At 67.1% G+C, this 20855-nt stretch carries 22 protein-coding genes; 13 read left to right on the top strand and 9 right to left on the bottom strand.

The window, feature by feature from the left end:
* Positions 1–6 precede the first annotated feature (6 nt).
* From Q5H94_RS01600 to rutA, 7 genes are all read left to right on the top strand, one after another.
* Entirely contained in the window at positions 7–981 is a 975-nt protein-coding gene (locus tag Q5H94_RS01600) for a type II secretion system F family protein (RefSeq protein ID WP_304559386.1), read from the top strand.
* A gap of 15 nt (positions 982–996) precedes the next feature.
* Positions 997–1995 carry a type II secretion system F family protein gene (locus tag Q5H94_RS01595; protein ID WP_304559385.1) on the top strand — a complete coding sequence of 333 codons (999 nt, stop codon included), beginning with the start codon at positions 997–999 and terminating at the stop codon, positions 1993–1995.
* A 124-nt stretch (positions 1996–2119) separates the two neighbouring features.
* Complete coding sequence (locus Q5H94_RS01590) at positions 2120–2716, top strand: hypothetical protein (RefSeq protein WP_304559384.1); 597 nt, start codon at positions 2120–2122, stop codon at positions 2714–2716.
* A 60-nt stretch (positions 2717–2776) separates the two neighbouring features.
* Positions 2777–3514 carry a pyrimidine utilization protein B gene (rutB, locus tag Q5H94_RS01585; RefSeq protein WP_304559383.1) on the top strand — a complete coding sequence of 246 codons (738 nt, stop codon included), beginning with the start codon at positions 2777–2779 and terminating at the stop codon, positions 3512–3514.
* Positions 3515–3624: 110 nt separating this feature from the next.
* On the top strand, positions 3625–4005 hold the full coding sequence (locus Q5H94_RS01580) for a Rid family hydrolase (protein WP_304559382.1): 381 nt from the start codon (positions 3625–3627) through the stop codon (positions 4003–4005).
* Complete coding sequence (gene rutD / locus Q5H94_RS01575) at positions 4005–4787, top strand: pyrimidine utilization protein D (RefSeq protein ID WP_304559380.1); 783 nt, start codon at positions 4005–4007, stop codon at positions 4785–4787. Before Q5H94_RS01580 ends, rutD begins: the two co-directional genes overlap by 1 nt.
* Before the next feature lie 112 nt (positions 4788–4899).
* Positions 4900–5976, top strand: coding sequence for a pyrimidine utilization protein A (rutA, locus tag Q5H94_RS01570; protein ID WP_304559379.1), 1077 nt, complete (start codon positions 4900–4902; stop codon positions 5974–5976).
* Here the strand turns inward: rutA and Q5H94_RS01565 are convergent.
* A complete protein-coding gene (locus Q5H94_RS01565) occupies positions 5973–6347 on the bottom strand; it encodes a hypothetical protein (protein ID WP_304559378.1) in 375 nt (124 codons plus the stop codon). The genes rutA and Q5H94_RS01565 overlap by 4 nt on opposite strands.
* A gap of 93 nt (positions 6348–6440) precedes the next feature.
* Here Q5H94_RS01565 and Q5H94_RS01560 point away from each other — a divergent pair, with 93 nt between their 5' ends.
* Complete coding sequence (locus Q5H94_RS01560; protein ID WP_304559377.1) at positions 6441–6614, top strand: hypothetical protein; 174 nt, start codon at positions 6441–6443, stop codon at positions 6612–6614.
* Between the two features lie 7 nt (positions 6615–6621).
* Here the strand turns inward: Q5H94_RS01560 and Q5H94_RS01555 are convergent, their stop codons facing one another.
* Together Q5H94_RS01555 and Q5H94_RS01550 are read right to left on the bottom strand one after the other, a co-directional pair.
* The gene (locus Q5H94_RS01555; RefSeq protein ID WP_304559376.1) at positions 6622–8478 is read right to left on the bottom strand and encodes a CHASE4 domain-containing protein; all 1857 of its coding nucleotides are present in this window, start codon (positions 8476–8478) and stop codon (positions 6622–6624) included.
* The gene (locus tag Q5H94_RS01550; RefSeq protein WP_304559375.1) at positions 8478–10364 is read right to left on the bottom strand and encodes a putative bifunctional diguanylate cyclase/phosphodiesterase; all 1887 of its coding nucleotides are present in this window, start codon (positions 10362–10364) and stop codon (positions 8478–8480) included. Before Q5H94_RS01550 ends, Q5H94_RS01555 begins: the two co-directional genes overlap by 1 nt.
* 219 nt (positions 10365–10583) lie before the next feature.
* Between Q5H94_RS01550 and Q5H94_RS01545 the strand changes: the two genes are divergently transcribed.
* A complete protein-coding gene (locus Q5H94_RS01545; protein WP_304559373.1) occupies positions 10584–10946 on the top strand; it encodes a glycine zipper domain-containing protein in 363 nt (120 codons plus the stop codon).
* Between the two features lie 297 nt (positions 10947–11243).
* On the top strand, positions 11244–11744 hold the full coding sequence (locus Q5H94_RS01540; RefSeq protein ID WP_304559372.1) for a hypothetical protein: 501 nt from the start codon (positions 11244–11246) through the stop codon (positions 11742–11744).
* An 819-nt stretch (positions 11745–12563) separates the two neighbouring features.
* Here Q5H94_RS01540 and glmS read toward each other — a convergent pair.
* Positions 12564–14387 (bottom strand): glutamine--fructose-6-phosphate transaminase (isomerizing), encoded by a 1824-nt coding sequence (gene glmS / locus Q5H94_RS01535; RefSeq protein WP_304559371.1) that lies wholly within the window; start codon positions 14385–14387, stop codon positions 12564–12566.
* Positions 14388–14407: 20 nt separating this feature from the next.
* Positions 14408–15793, bottom strand: a complete 1386-nt coding sequence (gene glmU, locus Q5H94_RS01530; protein ID WP_304559369.1) for a bifunctional UDP-N-acetylglucosamine diphosphorylase/glucosamine-1-phosphate N-acetyltransferase GlmU — start codon at positions 15791–15793, stop codon at positions 14408–14410.
* A gap of 62 nt (positions 15794–15855) precedes the next feature.
* On the opposite strand from glmU, the gene Q5H94_RS01525 reads away from it, so the two are divergent.
* On the top strand, positions 15856–16524 hold the full coding sequence (locus Q5H94_RS01525; RefSeq protein ID WP_304559368.1) for an HAD-IA family hydrolase: 669 nt from the start codon (positions 15856–15858) through the stop codon (positions 16522–16524).
* The gene (locus Q5H94_RS01520) at positions 16521–16883 is read left to right on the top strand and encodes a VanZ family protein (protein WP_304559367.1); all 363 of its coding nucleotides are present in this window, start codon (positions 16521–16523) and stop codon (positions 16881–16883) included. The genes Q5H94_RS01525 and Q5H94_RS01520 overlap by 4 nt, the downstream gene beginning before the upstream one ends.
* On the opposite strand, the gene Q5H94_RS01515 is transcribed toward Q5H94_RS01520, so the two are convergent.
* The 4 genes from Q5H94_RS01515 to Q5H94_RS01500 form a co-directional block, all read right to left on the bottom strand.
* Positions 16861–17856: a nucleotidyltransferase family protein gene (locus Q5H94_RS01515; protein WP_304559366.1), complete on the bottom strand. Its 996-nt coding sequence runs from the start codon at positions 17854–17856 to the stop codon at positions 16861–16863. The genes Q5H94_RS01520 and Q5H94_RS01515 overlap by 23 nt on opposite strands.
* Positions 17853–18707, bottom strand: a complete 855-nt coding sequence (locus Q5H94_RS01510; protein ID WP_304559365.1) for an HprK-related kinase A — start codon at positions 18705–18707, stop codon at positions 17853–17855. The genes Q5H94_RS01515 and Q5H94_RS01510 overlap by 4 nt, the downstream gene beginning before the upstream one ends.
* Positions 18704–18979, bottom strand: coding sequence for an HPr-rel-A system PqqD family peptide chaperone (locus tag Q5H94_RS01505; protein ID WP_304559363.1), 276 nt, complete (start codon positions 18977–18979; stop codon positions 18704–18706). Before Q5H94_RS01505 ends, Q5H94_RS01510 begins: the two co-directional genes overlap by 4 nt.
* 114 nt (positions 18980–19093) lie before the next feature.
* Positions 19094–19501, bottom strand: coding sequence for a hypothetical protein (locus Q5H94_RS01500; protein ID WP_304559362.1), 408 nt, complete (start codon positions 19499–19501; stop codon positions 19094–19096).
* 81 nt (positions 19502–19582) lie between these two features.
* Between Q5H94_RS01500 and Q5H94_RS01495 the strand changes: the two genes are divergently transcribed.
* Positions 19583–20812, top strand: a complete 1230-nt coding sequence (locus Q5H94_RS01495; RefSeq protein ID WP_304559361.1) for an ATP-binding protein — start codon at positions 19583–19585, stop codon at positions 20810–20812.
* Positions 20813–20855 lie beyond the last annotated feature (43 nt).

Genomic DNA, 20855 nt, shown 5'->3' with positions numbered 1-20855 from the left:
GCCGCGATGGAAATGATGCCCGTCGTCGCCCTCGGGGTCGGCACGCTCGGCGTGCTGACCTTGCTGCTGTTCGCGCTTTCCGGCCCCTCGGTCGAGAAGGCGCGGGCACGCCGCCTCACGTCCCTGCGCGCCCGCCACAGCGAGGAAGCCAACGCGCTGGTCGCGGCGCAGATGCGCCGTATCGCCGCCGCGCGCGCGAACCGCATGGATGCCGCCGCGATGCGCTTCCTGCCCAAGCCCGACGCGCTGAAGAAGCGGCTGTCGATGACGGGCAAGCCCTGGACGGTGGGCCAGTACGGCGCGGTCACGCTCGGCTGCATCGCCTTCTTCGCGATCCTGCTGATGTTCATCGGCGCGCCGATCGCGCTGTCGCTGCTGATCGCGGTCGCCGTCGGTGCCGGCCTGCCGCACATGGTGGTCGGCTATTTCATCAAGGCGCGGCTCGGCAAGTTCAACTCCAAGTTCCCGGATGCGATCGAGCTGCTCGTGCGCGGCCTGCGCTCGGGCCTGCCGATCACGGAGACGATCGGCGTGGTCGCGGCCGAGATCGACGGCCCGATCGGCGTCGAATTCCGCTCGATCACCGACAAGATGAAGATCGGCCGCACGCTCGATGCGGCGCTGCAGGATACGGCGGACCGGCTCGGCACGCCCGAATTCCAGTTCTTCTGCATCACCATCGCGATCCAGCGCGAGACCGGCGGAAACCTGGCGGAAACGCTCGCCAACCTCGCCAACGTGCTGCGCATGCGCGGGCAGATGAAGCTGAAGATCAAGGCGATGTCGTCGGAATCGAAGGCGTCCGCCTATATCGTCGGATCGCTGCCGTTCATCGTGTTCGGCATGATCTGGATGATCAACGCAAGCTACATGCAGGGCTTCTTCCACGACCAGCGGCTGATGGTCGCGGGCGGCGGCGGCCTGATCTGGATGAGCATCGGTGCCTTCATCATGGGCAAGATGGTCAACTTCGAAATCTGAGGGATCGGCAAGACGATGGAACCTACAGCCGGACCAAAGCTCCTCGGGGTCGATGTCTTCATGGTCGCGACCATCCTCGCGGGCGTCTGCGCGCTCGCGGTGATGTTCGCCATCTACGCCGCGACCACGGTGCGCGACCCGATGACGAAGCGCGTCAAGGCGCTCAACGATCGCCGCGAGCAGCTCAAGGCAGGCATCACCGCCTCCACCAAGCGCCGCGCGAAGCTCGTCACCAAGAACGAGACGACCGATCGCATCAAGGCGTTCCTGACGTCGCTGTCGGTGCTGCAGGACAGCCAGCTCAAGGCCGCGCAGATCAAGCTGCTGCAGGCCGGCATCCGCCAGAAGGAATATGCCGTCGCCGTCATCTTCGGCCGGCTCGTCCTGCCGATCGTGTTCGGCGGGCTGATGATCTACCTCGTCTACGGCACCGACATGTTTTCGGACTGGACGCCGATCAAGGCGTACGGCCTGGTCGCGGTGACGTTCATCATCGCCTACAAATTCCCCGATCTGTTCCTGAACAACAAGATCAAGAAGCGTTCGGATGCGATCCGCAAGGGCCTGCCCGATGCGCTCGATCTGCTGGTGATCTGCGCCGAGGCCGGTCTGACCGTCGACGCCGCCTTCGGCCGCGTCGCGCGCGAACTGGGCAAGGCGTACCCGGAACTGGGCGACGAATTCACGCTGACCGCGATCGAACTGGGCTTCCTCAACGAACGTCGCCAGGCGTTCGAGAACCTCGCCAGCCGCGTAAAGCTCGATGCCGTGAAGGGCGTCGTCACGACGATGATCCAGACCGAGAAATACGGCACGCCGCTCGCCTCGGCACTGCGCGTGCTGTCGGCCGAATTCCGCAACGAGCGCATGATGCGCGCCGAGGAAAAGGCCGCACGTCTGCCCGCGATCATGACGATCCCGCTGATCCTGTTCATCCTGCCGGTGCTGTTCATCGTCATTCTCGGCCCCGCAGCCTGCTCGATCTCCGACGCCTTCATCCACGGCGGGCACTAAAACCTACCCGTCACCCCGGGCTCGACCCGGGGTGACGAGGGGATAGAGGCGGGTCGAAACTGTCCCCAAACGGCGCACATCGCGTGCTTGCGGCCCATGCGATGCCGCCGGTATCCTGGTTGCCATGTTGTTCACCAGCCCGCTCCAGCTGTTCGTGCTCTGCGCGGTGGCGGCGGGTGGCTGGCTGCTCGGTTTCCTCGTCCATCCCGACAGCGCACGGCGGCGCGTGACGATCGCGCGGCTGTCGCGCGAGCTGGAGCACCTGCGCAAGGATAGCCAGCTCCGCCTGCGCGATGCCTCGCGCGCCAAGGCGCGGCTCGAACTCACCAAGCGCGACCTATCCGAGAAGCTGCTGGCGGCGGAGGCCGCGATCGAGGCGCTGCGCCCGCGCGGTGACGATGATCCCCTGCCCAGTCCTGCGCCCATCGCGCCGCTGACGACACCCACCCCCGCCCCGATCGGCGCCGCGACCCCGCCCGAGCCGGTCGGCGGCTGGCTGCGCGGCGGCGCGCGCGACGATCTCACGCGGATCGACGGCATCGACACGCCGACCAGCATCCGCCTCTTCGCGCTCGGCATCACCCGCTATGCCGATCTCGAACGCTTGTCGGAACAGGAGGTCGCGCAGCTCGAAACGCGACTGATGCTGGCCGAAGGGTTTATCGCGGAACACGGTTGGCAACGGCAGGCGACGCTGCTGCGCACCGCGAGCGAAGCCTAGCGGACGGTTCCGGCGATGCACGCTTGCCCCGGCATCGCTTACTGGCCACACTCCGCGACGATGGCTGCCCGTGATTCCTCCGCCGATCTCTTGCCCGGCGACGCCCCAGCCGGGATCGTCCTGCCGGCGCGGCCCGAAGGCGTGCGCGTGTCGCCCGAGACCACTGCCGTCGTCGTGATCGACATGCAGAACGCCTATGCGAGCGAAGGCGGCTACGTCGATCTCGCCGGTTTCGACATCGGCGGCGCGGCGGGCGTGATCGGCAAGATCGCGTCGGTGCTCGACACGGCGCGCGCGGCAGGCATGCCGGTGATCTTCTTCCAGAACGGCTGGGACGCGGACTATGTCGAGGCCGGCACGCCGAAGTCGCCCAACTGGCACAAGTCCAACGCGCTCAAGACGATGCGCGCGCGGCCCGAGCTTTCCGGTCAACTGCTCGCGCGCGGCGGCTGGGATTACGATCTCGTCGACGCGCTGCAACCGCAGCCGGGCGACATCCGCCTGCACAAGACGCGCTATTCCGGTTTCTTCAACTCGCAGCTCGACAGCGTGCTGCGCGCACGCGGCATCCGCACCATCGTGTTCGTCGGCATCGCCAGCAACGTCTGCGTCGAATCGACGCTGCGCGACGCCTTCCACCTCGAATATTTCGCCGTGATGCTGGAGGATGCGACGCACCACCTCGGCCCCGATTTCATCCAGCAGGCGACCGTCTACAACGTCGAGAAATTCTTCGGCTGGGTCAGCACGGTCGCGGATTTCTGCGGAAGCGTGGGACAGGTGGAGACCAAAGGATGAATCCCGAAACCGTTCGGGCTGAGCTTGTCGAAGCCCTGCCCTTCTTTCGACGGTCGCTAAAAAGTGCAGCCCTTCGACAAGCTCAGGGCGAACGGTAGGAGTAGAGACCCATGCCCTTCGAACCCATCAACCCGCCCGAATTTCCCACCCCCATCGCCCCCTATTCGGCGGGCGCGAAGGCGGGGAACACCGTGTACGTCTCGGGCGTGCTTGCGCTCGGCGAGGGCGGTGCGGTGCTGCATGTCGGCGATGTCGCCGCGCAGACCCGTCACATATTGGAGGTAATCAAGACCACGCTCGCCGCCGGCGGCGCGACATTGGGGGACGTTGCGATGAACCACATCTTCCTGAAGGATCTGGCTGATTATGCCGCGTTCAACGCGGTCTATGCCGAGTATTTTCCGGGTGCGAAGCCCGCGCGCTACTGCGTGAAGTGCGATCTGGTGAAGCCCGATTGCCTCGTCGAAATCGCCTCCGTGGCGCACCTCTGATGCCGATCGCGCAAGGGCTCCACTACGAGTGGTTCGGAGAGGAAGGGCTGCCGCCGGTGGTCCTGTCCTCGGGGCTGGGCGGATCGGCCGACTATTGGGAGCCGAACGTGCTCGCGCTGTCGGGCGATTACCGCGTGCTGGTCTACGATCACCGCGGCATCGGCCGCTCGGACCTGACGGTCGAGACGACGTCGATCGCGTCGATGGCGCAGGACGTCGTCGCGCTGCTCACCGAACTGGAGCTCGACGAACCGGCCGGGTTCGTCGGCCACGCGATCGGCGGCATGATCGGGCTCGAGGTCGCGATGCAGGCACCGGAGCTCGTCAGCCGCGTGATGGTGGTCAACGGCTGGGCGACGCTCGATCCGTTCACCGCGCGCTGCTTCGACGTGCGCGAGGCGTTGCTGGGCGTCAGCCCGCAGGCGTACCTCAAGGCGCAGCCGCTGTTCCTCTACCCGCCCGCCTACGTCTCCGAACACGATGCCGATCTGTTCAAATGGGAAAACGACGCGCTCGATCACTTCCCGCAGGCCGAGACTTTGCTCGCGCGCATCCACGCCGCGCGCATGTGGGATCCGGGCGCGGCGCGGCTCGGCACGATCGAATGCCCGGTCATGTGCCTCGCATCCGAGGACGATGCGCTGGTGCCCGCCGTCAATTCGGAGAAGCTCGCCAAGCTGATCCCCAAGGGCAAGCTCGCCTCGATGTCGTCGGGCGGCCATGCCGTCAACGTAACCCGCCCCGACGAGTTCAACAGCCGCGTCATCGACTTTATTCGATGAACGACCGTCTCCCGCTCCGTTCGCCCTGAGCGAAGTCGAAGGGCGTGTTACGGGGCACGTGCTTCGACTTCGCTCAGCACGAACGGTTGAGGTTTAACCAGAAGGGTTCGCAATGCAAGTAGGCGTTTTCGTTCCGATCAACAACAACGGCTGGCTGATCAGCGAGAACGCGCCCCAGTACAAACCCAGCTTCGACCTCAACAAGACGATCGCGCAATCGGCCGAGAAGCACGGGCTCGATTTCCTGCTGTCGATGATCAAGCTGCGCGGCTTCGGCGGCAAGACCGAGTTCTGGGAATATGGGCTGGAGAGCTTCACGCTGATGGCCGGCCTCGCCGCCGTTACCGAGCGGATCAAGATCTACGCCACCTGCCCCACGCTCATCATACCGCCCGCCTTCGCTGCGCGCATGTGCAACACGATCGACAGCATCAGCCACGGCCGCTTCGGGCTCAACCTCATTACCGGCTGGCAGCCGCCCGAATATACCCAGATGGGCCTGTGGCCGGGCGACGACCACTTTCGCGACCGCTACCGGATGCTCGACGAATATGCCGGCATCCTGCGCGAGTTGTGGGAAACCGGCGTGTCCGACTTCAAGGGCAAATATTACGAGATGACCGACTGCCGGGTCCGCCCGCAGCCGGAGGGCGAGATGAAGATCATCTGCGCGGGGTCGAGCGACGCCGGCCTCGCCTTCTCCGCCAAATGGGCGGACTATGCCTTCTGCCTCGGCAAGGGCGTCAACACGCCGACGGCGTTCCAGGACAACAACGCCCGCCTCGCCGCCGCCACCGCGCTCACCGGGCGCGACGTGTCGATCTTCGTGCTGGTGATGATCATCGCTGACGAAACCGACGAAGCGGCGATGGCGAAGTGGCAGAGCTACAACGCCGGCGTCGACATGGATGCGATCGCCTGGCTCGCCGAACAGGGCGCCAAGGACACGCACAACACGGACACCAACGTCCGCCAGCTCGCCGCACCCGAGGGGGCGGTGAATATCAACATGGGCACGCTCGTCGGCTCCTACGAAAGCGTCGCGCGGATGCTCGACGAGATGGCGGCGGTGCCGGGCACCGGCGGCGTGCTGCTGACCTTCGACGATTTCGTCGAGGGCGTGGAGGCGTTCGGCACCCGTATCCAGCCGCTGATGAAGAGCCGGGCCGGCGTGGCGACCGCGGGCTAGGCCGTCTCGCGCATATCGTTGCGCAGCCACGCCTCCGCCGCGTCGCGCGAGCAGAAGGTCGCGACCTCGGCATTGCCCAGCAGCGTGCGGATGTGCCGCTGGGCATGGATGTCGGGCACCAGCAGCGCCATCCGGTCGCCCGGCGCGAACGTCCGCTCCATCTGCAGCTTGATATAGGCCTCGATATCGGGCGCCTGCCGCTCCGCACCCGTCACGTCGGACAGCAGCCGGATCGGCCGCCCCGCCTCCCGCAGCCCGGCGGCGATCCCACGGATCGCGCCGTAATGCGTATCGACATCCGCGCGCTTCCAGATCCCCGTACCGACGACGTGGATGATGCCGCTGTCCGCGTCGAAGCGCCGCTCGATCATGGCGGCAGGTTATGCGGGGATGAAAGCCGCCGCCAGCATTAACCCTATCGCACGGTTTCGCCGCTATCCCCGCCGCATCAGGAGACCTCACCGATGAAGTTCGTCAAACTCCGGTCGCGCGGCGGCGATTATCTCGTCGTGGCGGCCAACGTCGCCTATCTGCGCATGGACGAGAACGGCCAGACCAAGGTCGGCCTTGTCGGCGGAGACTCGTTGCTGGTGGTGGGCGATATGCAGGAAGTGGCCGCGCAAATCCTGAACGGGTGATGCAGCCTTAAGCCGCCAGGTCGCGCCCCTCGCCCGCCCCGGCCAACGTCAGCACCGCGACTGCGCCGTGGCCCCGGCCCGCGCTTTCCAGCCGCAGCGACCCGCCCATCGCGTTCATCGCATTGGCGCACCAGTGCAGCCCCAGCCCGCCCGACTTGTGCGCCCGCGTCGAGAAGCCACGCTGGAAGAGATTCGGCGCGTCTCCCGGCGCGAACCCCTCGCCGTCGTCGCGGATGGCGATGCGCGTTTCGCTGCCGTGCCGCTCGATCGTCACGGTGATCGTGCCGCTGTCGCGCCCGCACGCGGCGATCGCCTCGGCGGCGTTGGAAAAGACGTTACCGATCACCTGCGAGAGGATCACGCGGTTCGCTAGCACCAGCTCCGCCGTATCGGGGACGCTGAACGCGATCGCGACGCCGCCAGAATAGCGCGCGATGGTCGCGTTGCGCGCGGCGATGTCGCTGACGTCGCAGGCTTCGAGCTCGGGCCGGCCATGCGCCTGCTGCTGCTGCGCGCCGATGATTTCGAGCGCATGGCGCATCGCCTCGCGCCCGATCTCGAGCTGGTCGCGGCGGTGCGTACGGTCGTTCGCCTCCGCCTCGACCGCCGCGGTCAGGAAAGCGAGCAGCTTCGCGCGCCGCGCCACCGGCAGGTCGTCCGCCGCCAGTTCGGCGATGGCGCGATCGAGTGCGGCGCGGTCGACCGGTGGCGGCATCGCGATCCCCTGCGACAGGATCGTGCTGACCGGATTGAGCGCATTGCGGACGTTGTGCATCACCGCCACCCCGCTCTCGCTGCGGCCGAGCTGGAAGCTCTGCGCCTCGATCTGCGCGCGCGCATCCTGCAGCTGGCGCAGCATCGAATTGAAGCTCTTGCCGAGTGCGCCGATCTCGTCGCGGCGCTGTTCCTCCTCCAGCGGGCTCGGCTCGCCCGATGCGCGCACCGCCTGCATGTGCCGCTCGACGCGCGCCAGCGGGCGCAGCACCAGCCGCGTGATCATCCGCCGCAGCATCAGCAGCACGAGCGCGAGCAGCAGGATCGATCCCAGCACCGCCAGCATCAGCATCCGCGTCCCCAGCACCGACAGGTCGCGCGGCACGCCGAACACGGCGCTGGCGACGGTGCGGCCGTCCGACCCGCGCATCGGCACCGCGACATTGAGGCTGGTGCGCGTGGAGCCGCGATCGGCAGCGCCGTCGAGGTCGATCCGCGCGTCGGTCTGCAGCAGCGCGGCGAGTTCGGCCGAGCTGATCTCGCGCGCCACCAGCACATATCCGCGCGGGTCTCCGCTGCCGTCGCTGCGGCGGACCTGCGCCACGCCGACCGCCGCCACGACATGGCCCAGCCGCGCGAAGAAGCGCGCCGAATTGCTCTTGCCGATCGCGCGCCGGAAATCGGTTCCGCCGATCAGCCGGATCAGCGCGGCGCGCGTGGCACGGTCCGCGCTGCTCTCGGGATCGCGCCAGCGCGCGGTGACGACGCGGCCGTCCTTCCCGATATAGGCCACGCCGCTGATGCCGAGATTGGCCATCGCCATCGGCGAGGCATTCTCTTCCACGAACGCCGCCGTGGGCTTCGCCAGATAGGCGTAGCTCGGATCCCAGTCGCCAAGGTCACGCACCGTGGTTTCGACCCCGGCGGCATAGTCGTTCAGCGCCCCGCGCGTCCGCTCGACCTGGCCCGCGACCACCTTCTGCTCGAGATGGTCGAAGCTCGGCATGATGACGGTGGCGAGCAGCAGGGTGATCGCGATCGCCCCGGCGACGCCGATCGCCGTCAGCATGAGGACGAGCTTCGCCCCCAGCGATCCGGGCTTGCGGAGGGTGTCGATCGTGCCCCGTGCGGCGCGGTACGTCGCCGCCATCAGCCGTGCGTCCCGGTTCCCGGCTCGTCGGCGGTATCGTCCTCACCGGCGATGAAGCGCTGGTGCGCCAGTTCGCGCGCGTCCTCCGCCGTCATCGGATGCGCGAAGTAGAATCCCTGGAGATGCGACGCCCCCGCCAGCCGCAGCGCCTGCACCTGCGCCTCCGTCTCCACCCCTTCCGCGATCACGCCGAGCCCGAGCGAGCGGCCGAGATGGACGATCGAATGGACGATGGCGGCGCTCTCGCGCTCGCGGCCCATGCCGTCGATGAAGCTCTTGTCGATCTTCAGGCTGTCGAGCGCGAACATGCGGATGTTGTAGAGGCTCGAATAGCCCGTCCCGAAATCGTCGAGCGCGATGCGGAAGCCCATCTGGCGCAGGCGGTAGAGCGTCTCGGCGGCATGATCGGCATCGTCGAAGATCGCGGTTTCGGTGATCTCGATCTGCACGCGGCGCGGCTCGACGCCGGCGCGCTGCACGCGCTCGACGATATGCGCGACGAAATTCTGGCGGCGGAACTGGCGCGGGCTGAAATTGACCGAGACATACTGTCCGGGCCAGTCCTTCAGCACGGCGAGGCTCTGGTCGAGTACCCAGTCGCCGAGCTCGTGGATCAGGTTCGATTCCTCGGCGATCGGGATGAACAGGCCGGGGCTGACGGGTCCGAACTCCGCCGTGTTCCAGCGCAGCAGCGCCTCGAAGCCGACGATCTCCAGCCCCTCGCGCGCGACGATCGGCTGGTACGCCATGCTCAGCTCCTCGCGCGCGATCGACTGGGCGAGCCCGCCCTCGATGCGGCGGCGAAAGCGGATCGATTCGTCCATCACCTCGTCGAACAGCCGCGCGGCACCGCGCCCGGAATGTTTGGCGTCGTTGAGCGCGAGGTCGGCGCGGCGCATCAGGTCGACGGGGTCGCGCTGCGTCACGTCGTCGACGAAGAACAGCCCGACCGAAGCGCCCGCCTGCACGCTGTGGCCGAACAGGCGGAAGGTGGTCGAACAGGCGTGGATCACGCGCTCGCACGCCATCTGCGCGGCTTCCGCACCCGGCGTGTCGAACAGCAGGCCGAATTCGTCGCCGCCCAGCCGCGCCACCATCGCGCCGTCGGGCGCGGCATGGCGGATGATCTGGCAGACCTGCCGGATCAGCTCGTCGCCGGCGAGATGCCCGAACGTGTCGTTGACCGCCTTGAAGCGATCGAGATCGAGCATCGCCACCGCGAAGCTCCCCTCGATCCGTGCCCGCGTCGCCAGCGTGCGCATGAAGGCGAGCCGGTTGGGCGCATCGGTCAGCGAATCGTGGCTGGCGATGTGCATCGCCTTGCTCTCGTTGGCGGCGAGCTCGTGGCTCTGTTCCTGAAGCTGCGCGACCTGCCGCGCCAGCGTCTCGCGCGCCTCGGCCAGCGCGCGGTCGACCTGCCAGCGATGCGCGAGCGCGCTCGCCATCTGCTGCACCTCGGCGACCTCGAACGGCTTGGCGATGTAGAAGATCTTGTCCGCCGGCCCCGCCGCCCTGGCGATCTCCAGCGGCGAAAAGTCCGAATAGCCCGTCACGATGACGAGGTTGATGTCGGGATCGAGCGCCCGGATCCGCGTCGCGGTATCCTTGCCGTCGATGCCGGGCGGCATCCGCACGTCGATGAAGGCGACCGCGAAGCGCGCGCCGTCCGCGATAGCCTGCTCCACCGCGGCGACACCGTCGAGGCCCTGACTTGCGAAGGTGAGGTCGAAATCGATCGCCGACGGGCCGCTTTCCGCAGGGCTGTCGTCGCCGAACAAATCTTCCGCCATCGCGCCCAGCGCCTCGACGTCCGCCGCCTGCGGAGCAAAGCTGCGCCGGTAGGAATCGTGCATTCCCGCTTCGTCGTCGACGATCAGAACCCGCATTTCCGCCCCATCCCCGGCTCAGAATTTCTGGTTTCGCAGGCGTAAGGAACCACGGTTAATGCCGAGTAAATGCCCGAAGGTGCAGGGTGACGAACAGGTCATCGTGACCTGTCGGCTGCACGAACATTACATGAAGATTAAATTCGCAGCCGAAATGAACCTCCGCCGTGGACGGGAGTTATTGATCCACGACGCGGGTCAGGAAAAGGAATTCGAGCGATGAAACGCATTATCATTGCAGCCATGATCGCAGGCCTTGGTGTGCCGGCGGTTGCGACGGCTCAGGACGGGTATCGCGATGGGTATCGCGACAGCGAGTGGCAGCGCGATCAGGCCTATCGCGATCAGCAGTATAACAGCCGCTACAACGATCGTGACGGCCGCCGCTATTACCGGCAGGATTGCCGCCGCAGCAAGGGCACGACCGGCACGATCGCCGGCGGCGTCGGCGGCGCGGTGCTGGGTGGTGCCATCGGCGGTGACGCGCTCGGCGCGGTGGTCGGCGGCGTTGCCGGCGGTCTCCTCGGTCGCACCCTCGACAAGAACAACGACCGCGCCCAGAACCGTCGCAACGGTTGTTGAGCTAAGGGCGCAGGCGCGTCGCCCGGCGAAAGCCGGGGACGGCGCCGGTGCGCGGCACGAGCCGCGCAGCGCCCGCCCCGGCCGGCGGGTCGGCGCGAAGCACCGAACCCGGCCGACGGCTTTGCCGTCGGCGCAAAAGCAAACTCGAGGGGCGTCGGTCGCAGGACCGGCGCCCTTTTTCGTCGCGGACGGTATAAGTGGTGGCCGCTAGCGACCCATAGCGGACGTTCGCGGCGAACAGCCAGTGACACGGATCGCACCATTTTAAGATGGGCAGAAGAGGCTTAAAAGGCCCGGATGAAACTCATGCTTTCAATTCTCACCGGGTTGACCTTGGCAGTTCCGCGCTCAGTTGTAGCAAAGGCAAAGCCAGTTGCCTGTCCGGGCTATCATGCCGGAGGGTCGAGACCGGAAGAGGTGGAGCGCTTTTACACCCTACGCGCCGTGGCCATAGTTCGCGCAGGGTTGGCCAACGACACGGTTGCACTAATGCCCTTAGTCTCACCGACGGCGAAGTTTTCGACGTGGCGAGGCGACTACAGCACGGGGTCGATATTGGACGGCGTTCCCAATGCGGTATTCTGGAGCCAAGACCTTAAAGCGTTCGCCTTTGAAAAGGCCATATTTGTCACAGGCCCCATTACGGTTCAGCCGCTGAGGTGCGACCAAAGCACGGATATTTTATTTCGAGATCAGTCAAAGAAAACCGGCGTCATGGTGAATTTCAAATTCGTGGATGGCATACTGATCAAGGCGACAGGTCGGGAAGCAGAACTGACAGACGGGCTAGTGCGCTAACCACCGCACCGGGGCCTTCCATCAATGTCCGCTTCCCACCCATAGCGGACTTCCGCTTTCGACCCGTAGCGGACGTTGCGATGCGGCGCGGGACGGAACTAACGCCCCAGTTGCGGACATGCAGGATGCGTTTAATTTGATTGCATGAAGTGCTTATTACCCCTTGCATGTCTATGCCTCGCGGCAGCGTGTAGCCGCGAGGACGACTCGCTGCTGATGCCCGCTGCGAGCCAAATTGACCGAATTGAAATGCTGTTGTCGAAGCAACAATGCATAGGCGACTTGGCTCAATGGGAAAGGCGGTATCAATATCTACAAGATATAGGCGTTAACTCATCGACCGGCGGCAAGATCTTTGTAAACATTGTAGTTTTTAGGTTACGGCGGGGGGACGGCGGATATCCGATCAAACCTGGCCGTAGCCGACTTTCAGCTACGCACGGCTTTCTAGGCGAGATAGACGACAGACCGGGCAGCTCGGCTGACGGGAGATTTGACCGCGAGTCAGGCAAGCTCGCCTTCGAAGGATGTGGCTTCTCAAAGGGCGGCTGACGTCCGCTTTCCACCCATAGCGGACATTCCCGCTGTCCTACACGCCGCCGATCTGCGACATTGCCTGTCGCTCTTTCACATCGTCGGACCACTCTGGAAAATGTCGCCCCACGCGATCTCTTCGCGACCCACCACGCGTGAAATGCTCGCAGGAGCGACACTCTCGCGTGACCCTCAACGCCCGATTGGTGCAATTTCGGAAACGATCGCGCCTTACAGTTTCGATTCAGGTGTCAATCTGTCAACCGAGCTATCACTCTAGCGCGCTCATTCCACCGTCACGGACTTCGCCAGATTGCGCGGCTGATCCACATCCGTCCCCTTGGCGACCGCGACGTGGTACGCCAGCAACTGCACCGGCACCGCGTAGACGAGCGGCGCGATCAGCGGGTGGACCTTGGGCATGGTGATCGTCGCCATGCACCCCTCGCCCGCCGCCTGGATGCCGTCGTAATCCGAGATCAGCACGACCTTGCCGCCACGCGCCTGCACCTCCTGCATGTTGCTGACGGTCTTTTCGAACAGCGGGCCCGACGGGGCGATGACGATGACGGGCACCTGATCGTCGATCAGCGCGATCGGCCCGTGCTTCATCTCGCCCGCCGCATAGCCTTCGGCGTGGATGTAGCTGATTTCCTTCAGCTTCAACGCGCCTTCCAGCGCCAGCGGATAATCCGTCCCGCGCCCGAGATACAGCACGTCGCGCGCGCTCGCGATCAGATGCGCCATCTCGGCGATCTTCTCGTCATAGGCGAGCGCGCCGTTGAGCGCGGCGGGTGCCTCGGCGAGATGGCGGACGATTTCCTTTTCTTGCGCCGGGGTCAGCAGGCCCTTGGCGCGCGCGAGATTCGCCGCCAGCGCCGCCAGCACCGCGAGCTGGCAGGTGAACGCCTTGGTCGATGCGACGCCGATTTCGGGCCCGGCATGGCTCGGCAGCAGAAGGTCCGCCTCGCGCGCCATCGAACTGGTCGGCACGTTGACGACGGCGGCGATCTTCTGCCCCTCGGCTTTCGCGTGACGCAGCGCCGCCAGCGTATCGGCGGTCTCGCCCGACTGGCTGATGACGATCATCAGCCCGCCCGGCTCCATCACCGGCGCGCGGTAGCGGAACTCGGATGCGACATCGAGATCGACCGGCACGCGCGCGAACTGCTCGAACCAGTATTTCGCGACCATGCCGGCGTAGAAGCTCGTTCCGCACGCGACGATCGTCACGCGCTTGATCGCGCCGAGATCGAAATCGGGGATCGGCAGCGTGACCTGATCCTCCATCCGCTTCAAATACGACCGCAGCGTCTGCGCGACGACGATCGGCTGCTCGTAGATTTCCTTGAGCATGTAGTGGCGGTGATTGCCCTTGGACACGAGCTCGCCGGTGACGCCGGAGATCGTGATCGGCCGCTCGACGGGAGTGTTCGCCTGATCGTAGATCTGCGCGCCGTCCCTGGTGATGACGACCCAGTCGCCCTCTTCCAGATACGCGATGCGCTGCGTCAGCGGCGCGAGCGCGAGCGCGTCCGAGCCGAGATAGGTCTCGCCATCGCCGTATCCGACCACCAGCGGCGAGCCGAGCCGCGCGCCGATCAGCAATTCGGGATGCTGGCGGAACAGGATCGCCAGCGCGAACGCGCCGTGCAGCCGCGGCAACACCTCTGCGACGGCATCGGCCGGGGCCATGCCGCCCTCCACCTTCTCGCTGACGAGATGGGCGACGACCTCGGTATCGGTCTCCGACGTGAAGGTCCGCCCACGCGCGATCAATTCCTCGCGCAGCTGCTTGAAATTCTCGATGATGCCGTTGTGGACCAGCGCGACTTCTTCGGTGGCGTGCGGATGCGCATTGTTAGTAGTCGGACCGCCATGCGTCGCCCAGCGCGTATGCGCGATGCCGGTATCGCCGGGCAGCGGATCCTCCGCCAGCACATTCGCGAGATTGACGAGCTTGCCCGACGCGCGCCGCCGCTCGATCGCGCCGTTCGCAACGGTCGCGATACCGGCGGAGTCATAGCCGCGATATTCGAGCCGCTTCAGCCCGTCGAGCAGCCGCTCCGAGACCGAGTCCTTGCCGACGATTCCGACGATTCCGCACATAATTCGTTCCTTCGCGTCCGCTACTTGGCGGCCTTCTTCGCCTTCATCGCACTCCGAAAGCGCGCCGCCCAGCCGGGACGCGCTTCCTGCCTGCCGCGTGCCACCGCCAGCGCATCGGCCTCGACGTCCGAGGTAATCACGGAACCCGCGCCGACAATGGCCCCGTCGCCGATCGCCACCGGTGCGACCAGCGAGGAGTTCGATCCGATGAACGCGCCCTCGCCGATCCGCGTCAGATATTTGCCGAAGCCATCGTAATTGCAGGTGATCGTGCCCGCGCCGATATTCGCGCCCGCGCCGATCTCGGCATCGCCCAGATAGGTCAGGTGATTGGCCTTGGCACCCTTGCCCAGCACCGCCTTCTTCATCTCGACGAAATTGCCGACATGCGCATCCTCGCCCACCACCGCGCCGGGCCGCAGCCGTGCGTAGGGGCCGACGATCGCACCCGAGGCGACGCTCGCGCCCTCGATATGGCTGAACGCGCGCAGCGTGACCTTGTCGGCGATCGTCGCGCCGGGGCCGAAGAACACGTTCGGTTCGACGACGACATCGCGGCCGAGCCTGGTATCGTGCGAGAACCACACCGTCTCGGGCGCGAGCAGGGTCGCGCCGTCCGCCATCGCCTGCGCGCGACGCGCCTGCTGCCAGGCCGCCTCCACCACGGCGAGTTCGGCGCGGCTGTTGACGCCCGCGACCTCGGCAGCGGCGGTCTCGATCACCACCGACGCACGGCCGTCGCCGGCCGCCAGCATGACGATGTCGGGAAGGTAATATTCCCCCGCCGCATTGTCGTTGCCGACGCGCGCCAGCAGCGGGAACAGGTCGGCGCTCTTCACGGCCATCAGCCCGGAATTGCACAGATCGACCGCGCGCTCCTCGGGCGAGGCGTCCTTGAACTCGACCATCTTCGCGATCCGGCCTTCGCCGTCCGCGATGATCCGGCCGTAGGCGGCGGCATCGTCAGGCCGGAAACCGAGCACCACCGTCGCGGGCGCGTCCGTCGCACCGAGCCGGTCGAGCATCCGCCGCATCGTCGCCGTCGTCACCAGCGGCACGTCGCCATAGAGGATCAGCACCGCGCCCTCGAACCCGGCGAGCGCCTCCGCAGCCTGCGCCACCGCATGGCCCGTACCGAGCTGCTCCGCCTGCAGTGCCGTCGTCGCGCCGAGCGGCGCCACCGCCGCCTCGACCTGCTCGCGCCCCGCGCCCGTCACCACCACGACCCGCTCGGGAGACAACGCCTCGACGCTCGCCAGCAGGTGCAGCAGCATCGGCCGCCCGGCGATGGGATGGAGAACCTTGTGCAGGTCCGACTTCATCCGCGTCCCCTTGCCCGCCGCCAGGATAACGGCGGCGACGCTGGAGGTGGGGGGAGATGCAGAAACCGTGGAATTATCGTCCATATGCTCCGCCCTGCCACGACACTATTGCCAATTCCATAGCATCCCTGTCAGGCGCGCGGCAGATGACCGCTTTTTCATTCCCGATCGTCGGATTCGATCTCGACGGAACGCTGTTCGACACCGGCGGCGATCTTGCCGCCGCAGTCAACGTCACCTTGGCCGGCGAAGGCCGCGCACTGCTGCCGACGGAGGCTATCCTAAAGATGGTCGGCGCGGGATCGCGGCATATGCTCGGCGAGGCCTTGGCCGCGACGGGCGGCTGCGACGACGCTCTGCTCGACCGGCTCTATCCCAAGCTGCTCGTTGCCTATGAGGCCGATATCGCGCGCCTGACCAAACCCTATCCCGGCGCGCTGGACGCGCTCGACCAGCTTGCGGCGCGCGGCGTGAAGATCGCGCTCGTCACCAACAAGCTGGAGCATCTCGCCGAGGCGATGCTCGCCGGGCTGGGACTGCGGAGCCGCTTCGCGACCGTCATCGGCGGCGACACGCTCGGCGTCGCCAAGCCCGATCCGGCGCCGATCCGCGAAATGATCGCGCGGCTCGGCGGCGGGCGCGCGGCGTTCGTCGGCGATTCACGCTTCGACGTGGAGGCGGCCCACAATGCCGGCATCCCCGTCGTCCTCGTCAGCTTCGGCTACCGGCTCGATGCCATCGAGGCGCTCCATGCCGATGCCGTGATCGACCATTTCGCCGATCTCATCCCCGCGCTGGAGGCCCTTCCCGCATGACCCGCTTCACGATCCTGGCGCGTGTCGCCTTCTGGGCGGCGCTGATCGGGGCGGTGACGATGGCGGTGCTGCCGCATCCGCCGCACACGCCGCTCGATCAATATGGCGACAAGGTCGAGCATATCTTCGCCTTTGCCGTCATCTCGGCACTGGCCGCCGCTGCCTTCCCGCGCTTCCCGCTCTATCGCATTGCCGAGCGGCTCTCCTTCGTCGGCGCGATGATCGAGGTGGTGCAGTCGATCCCCGATCTCCACCGCGATTGCGACATCCGCGACTGGGTGGCGGATACCTGCGCGGTGATCGTCGTGCTGCTGATCGCGGGCCTGATCCGGCGCCTCAGGAAGCCTTCCGCCACTTAATCCACAGGTGCCGCGCAAGCATCGCCGGCGGCATGCGCAGCCAGTGCGAGCGGACGTAGAAGGCCTGACGGACGAAAGGCCGCGTCGCCCTCCCCCAGCCGTCGCGCGCGGTCAGGCGGCGGAGGTAGAGCCTGTCCACCGGACCGGCGTTCCCACCCCCACCGTACAGAGCATCGGCAAGCCGCAGCGCGCGCGAGACCTCGCGCCATAGCCCATGATGCTGCGCGCGTTCGGTCAGCCCCGAGACGCCGAATTCCCCGGTCAGGCAATGCACATCCCACAGGTTGCGCATGCCCCCCGCCAGATCGCCGTCCGCGAACAAGTGCGCGGCGGCGTGGACGAGCATGTCGTGGGGGGAAAGCGTCGCGAGGCCCCCCTTCTTCTCTGCACGCAGCGGCACCGCATCCGCCAGCAGCGCGGCGGCATCGGGCATGATCCGCGCGGTCAGCGGCAGGATGGTGTGGTGGACGTCGATCATCCGGTCGCGGTCACGGTGAATGAGCGGCGGGAGCTCGTGCATCCATTGCCGGTAATAGGCGTCGTCATAGGGATCGGACTTCACCCATTCCCAGCCCGCCGCGAGCAGCGCCGCCTCTGCCTCGTCGATACGCGCACGTGGCACGAGGATGTCGAGATCGCCGATCGACCGCCCCTGCCCCGCCGCATGGCCGCCCGCGACGAAGGCGGTGCCCTTCAGCAGCACCACCGGCAGCCCGAGCGGCGCCAGCGCCCGCCGCGCGGCCTCCGCCTCCCACAAGGCGGCGACGCGGCCTTGTTCCGCCGAGGCGCGCGCGTCGGCGAGGATGCGCGCCACACCCTCGGGCACCGCGACGCCCTGCAGCCGCATGGCGAGCGTGCCGATCATCTGCTCGGCGCGGGCGATGCCGATCAGGTCGGTCCAGCCCGCCGCATCGAGCACCGCCGCCTCGCCGGGCGCGCGGAGGATGCGGGCGAGCAGCCAGCCGTCGCTCACAGCCCGCCCCACAAGGCATCGACCTGCGCGACGGCGCTCTCGGTATCGGGATAATCGATGGCCCGCGCCGGGATCGCCTTCACCAGCCCGGTGAGTGCGGAGAAACCGCGTTCGCCCAGCGCGACATAGTTGGTCGAGGCTTGGGTCAGCCGCACGAACACTTCGCTCTCGGGCACTTCCCGCACCGCCGCCGCATGGCCGTAGCTCGGGAACAGCAGCAGCGCCGGCGTTGCGGGCCGGTCCATCGCCGCGACCGCGTCGGCGTCTGGCACGAGATGGCGGATCGCGCCCTTCGGCGTCTCCGCCAGCAGCGGGCCGAAGCGCGCGTTGGACGCCGCTGCCTGCACGACCGCGATCGCGGCATTCTTCAGGCTGACGAGGCGCGGGAAGGCGTGCGCAAGCCCCGTCTCCGGGTCGATCAGCGCGAATTCATCGCCCATCAGCCGCCAGCCACGCCGCGACAGCAGCGCCGCGAGCGTGGACTTGCCCGAGCCAGAATGGCCGGTCATCAGCAGCACCCGCCCGTCGCGCTCGACCGCGCTGGCGTGCAGCAGCAGATAGCGGCGCTGGCCGAGCGCCATCTGCAGATTCATCCCCATTTCGGCGGCGAGCAGCCCCTGTGCCAGCGGCAGCGGCGCGGCCTCGGGCAGGACGAAATCGCCGCCGATCATTACCGAGGGGCGGAGGAAGCGCCGCCACGGCCTTGCCGCAAACAGCCGCACCGAGAAATCGGGCACCTCGGGCTTTGGATAGCCCGCGTAGAGCGTCTCGAGCTGCGCGATGGGCGCGCGCCAGTCCGATCCGACGCGGAAGCCCACCGGCCCGACGCGGACCGAAAAGACGTGCCTCATGACGCCGACACCAGCCCCGCCGCGACCAGCTCGTCGAGCCGCGCAGCCAGCGCGCCCTCATCGCCGTCCGGGAGATCGAAGTCCGCCGCCAGCCGCGCCAGCAGTGCCGCGCGCGTCAGGCCGCCCCCGCCGAGCATCGCAAGAATCTCGGGCGCGGGCGACGTGACGAGGTGGGTGATCCCCGACGCGCGGTGATAGATCGCGGTGAAGGCGTCGAGCTCGGCCGTCCGCACGGTATCGGGCGCGGCGGCGCGGTATATGGTGTCGGGCACGGCCTAACCCACCAAGTCCGTTCGCCCTGAGCGAAGTCGAAGGGCGTGTTCCGGGCACGTGCTTCGACTTCGCTCAGCACGAACGGTCGTGTGAATAGATGGGACCACCCGGCCTCAGCCGCGCGGCATCTGCAGCGATGCGAAGCAGGTGAAGCCGCTCGTCCCCGATTGCAGGCGGCGGATGTAATTGGTGTAGGCGCGGCTGCGTTCGTAATCGACGCCCGGGATTTGCCCGCCGTTGGCGAGCGCCTTGCGCACGTCCTCGCCCTTCAGCGGGCGGCCCGGCGGCGCGAAGGAGCCTGCCGTTCCGCTCGGCACCAGAGTGCCGTCGGCGGCAATCGCAGAGCCCGCGTGGCCGGCATCGGGGACCGGGATTTCGCAGGTAAGGATCGAGGCCTGCGTCGCCGCCAGCGCGGGGCGGATCGACAGCACCGCGCTCGCGCCGACCGCGCCGAGCATCAGCGCGCGGCGGCGGTTCGTGCCGGTGCCTTCCTGCTCGGGGCTGCCCTGATCGTCGCTCATGCGCGAATCCCTTTCACATTCGCATCGCCCAAGCAAGCAAGGCTATCGGAGTTAAGGACGTTTCGGGTAGAGGCCCTTCCCATGCTCAACGGCTTCGGTCTCCGCACCCTCACCGCAATCGGCATCGTCGCGGTCGCTGCCGTCGCGGTGTTCGCAATCGAATCCGATATCCAGCCGGCGCTCGTCACGCTGATCGGCGGCATCGCGGCGGCGCTGATCGCGACCGGCACCGGCGACCTGACGCCGCATCCGCCCGCACCCACGGAGGCACCGCGCCCGGCCGAAAGCGTGCAGGACGTGATCGAGGCGATCGTCGAGCCGATCCTGATCGTCAGCGACAGCCGCGTCGCGCACGCCAACGACGCCGCGCGCGCGTTGCTGGGCAAGCATATCATCGGCCAGGACGTGCGCCTCGCCATCCGTCACCCCGGCGCGGCCGAGCGGCTGACCAGCCCGCCCGGCGACGGGCCGGAAACGCCCGTCAATCTCGTCGGCCTGGGCGCGCGCGAGCAGCGCTGGGAAATGCGCATCGGCCGCACCGCCAGCGGCGCGCAGATCGTCCACCTCGTCGATCAGACCGACAGCTATGCGGCCGAGCGGATGCGGATCGATTTCGTCGCCAACGCCAGCCACGAGCTGCGCACGCCGCTGGCCTCGATCCTCGGCTATATCGAGACACTGGGTGAGGAAGCGGGCGAGGAGAAGGATCTGCGCAACCGTTTCCTGCGCATCATGTTCGACGAGGCGCGGCGGATGCAGCGGCTGATCGAGGATCTGATCTCGCTGTCGCGCATTGAGGCCGAGAAATACCGCCTGCCCGATACGCCGGTCGATCTCAGCCTGCTCATCAAGGAGATCCGTTCCGAACTGGTCGATGCGCGGGACGGCGGGCCGCCGATCATATCCGCGTTGCAGGACGACGTGCCGCCGGTGTCCGGCGACCGCGCCCAGTTGAGCCAGGTGCTGCACAACCTGATCGGCAACGCCATGAAATACGGGCGCAAGGGGGGGGCCGTCACCGTCGGGCTCGAACGCCATCCGACCGGTATGGTGCGGGTGCTGGTGCGCGACGAGGGCGACGGCATCGCACCCGAGCATCTCCCCCGCCTCACCGAGCGCTTCTACCGCGTCGATGCCGGGCGCAGCCGCGCGGCGGGCGGCACCGGCCTCGGCCTCGCCATCGTCAAGCACATCGTCGAACGCCACCGCGGCCGCCTCGATATCGAGAGCACGCTGGGCGAAGGCACCACCGTGAAGATCCTGCTGCCCGCGCACGGAACCCCCGCCGGAAGCGCTGTCATCAAACGGTAACGGAACCGTCACACAGGCTGGTTCCGCCGGTGGTAGCGCGGGC

It is taken from the genome of Sphingomonas immobilis (assembly GCF_030580995.1).
Lineage (GTDB): Bacteria > Pseudomonadota > Alphaproteobacteria > Sphingomonadales > Sphingomonadaceae > Sphingomonas > Sphingomonas immobilis.
The sequence above is the reverse complement of the archived record's forward strand: the minus strand, read 5'-3'. Positions and strand labels throughout refer to the sequence as shown.

Bases quoted from the DNA above. Each gene is read 5' to 3' on its own strand.
- Q5H94_RS01495 (WP_304559361.1), top strand. From the start codon at position 19,583: ATGCTCAACGGCTTCGGTCTCCGCACCCTCACCGCAATCGGCATCGTC.
- rutD (WP_304559380.1), top strand. From the start codon at position 4,005: ATGCCGATCGCGCAAGGGCTCCACTACGAGTGGTTCGGAGAGGAAGGG.
- Q5H94_RS01545 (WP_304559373.1), top strand. From the start codon at position 10,584: ATGAAACGCATTATCATTGCAGCCATGATCGCAGGCCTTGGTGTGCCG.
- Q5H94_RS01540 (WP_304559372.1), top strand. From the start codon at position 11,244: ATGAAACTCATGCTTTCAATTCTCACCGGGTTGACCTTGGCAGTTCCG.
- Q5H94_RS01560 (WP_304559377.1), top strand. From the start codon at position 6,441: ATGAAGTTCGTCAAACTCCGGTCGCGCGGCGGCGATTATCTCGTCGTG.
- glmU (WP_304559369.1), bottom strand. From the start codon at position 15,793: ATGGACGATAATTCCACGGTTTCTGCATCTCCCCCCACCTCCAGCGTC.
- Q5H94_RS01525 (WP_304559368.1), top strand. From the start codon at position 15,856: ATGACCGCTTTTTCATTCCCGATCGTCGGATTCGATCTCGACGGAACG.
- Q5H94_RS01510 (WP_304559365.1), bottom strand. From the start codon at position 18,707: ATGAGGCACGTCTTTTCGGTCCGCGTCGGGCCGGTGGGCTTCCGCGTC.
- Q5H94_RS01565 (WP_304559378.1), bottom strand. From the start codon at position 6,347: ATGATCGAGCGGCGCTTCGACGCGGACAGCGGCATCATCCACGTCGTC.
- Q5H94_RS01520 (WP_304559367.1), top strand. From the start codon at position 16,521: ATGACCCGCTTCACGATCCTGGCGCGTGTCGCCTTCTGGGCGGCGCTG.
- glmS (WP_304559371.1), bottom strand. From the start codon at position 14,387: ATGTGCGGAATCGTCGGAATCGTCGGCAAGGACTCGGTCTCGGAGCGG.
- Q5H94_RS01500 (WP_304559362.1), bottom strand. From the start codon at position 19,501: ATGAGCGACGATCAGGGCAGCCCCGAGCAGGAAGGCACCGGCACGAAC.
- Q5H94_RS01595 (WP_304559385.1), top strand. From the start codon at position 997: ATGGAACCTACAGCCGGACCAAAGCTCCTCGGGGTCGATGTCTTCATG.
- rutA (WP_304559379.1), top strand. From the start codon at position 4,900: ATGCAAGTAGGCGTTTTCGTTCCGATCAACAACAACGGCTGGCTGATC.
- rutB (WP_304559383.1), top strand. From the start codon at position 2,777: ATGGCTGCCCGTGATTCCTCCGCCGATCTCTTGCCCGGCGACGCCCCA.
- Q5H94_RS01555 (WP_304559376.1), bottom strand. From the start codon at position 8,478: ATGGCGGCGACGTACCGCGCCGCACGGGGCACGATCGACACCCTCCGC.
- Q5H94_RS01600 (WP_304559386.1), top strand. From the start codon at position 7: ATGGAAATGATGCCCGTCGTCGCCCTCGGGGTCGGCACGCTCGGCGTG.
- Q5H94_RS01580 (WP_304559382.1), top strand. From the start codon at position 3,625: ATGCCCTTCGAACCCATCAACCCGCCCGAATTTCCCACCCCCATCGCC.
- Q5H94_RS01550 (WP_304559375.1), bottom strand. From the start codon at position 10,364: ATGCGGGTTCTGATCGTCGACGACGAAGCGGGAATGCACGATTCCTAC.
- Q5H94_RS01590 (WP_304559384.1), top strand. From the start codon at position 2,120: ATGTTGTTCACCAGCCCGCTCCAGCTGTTCGTGCTCTGCGCGGTGGCG.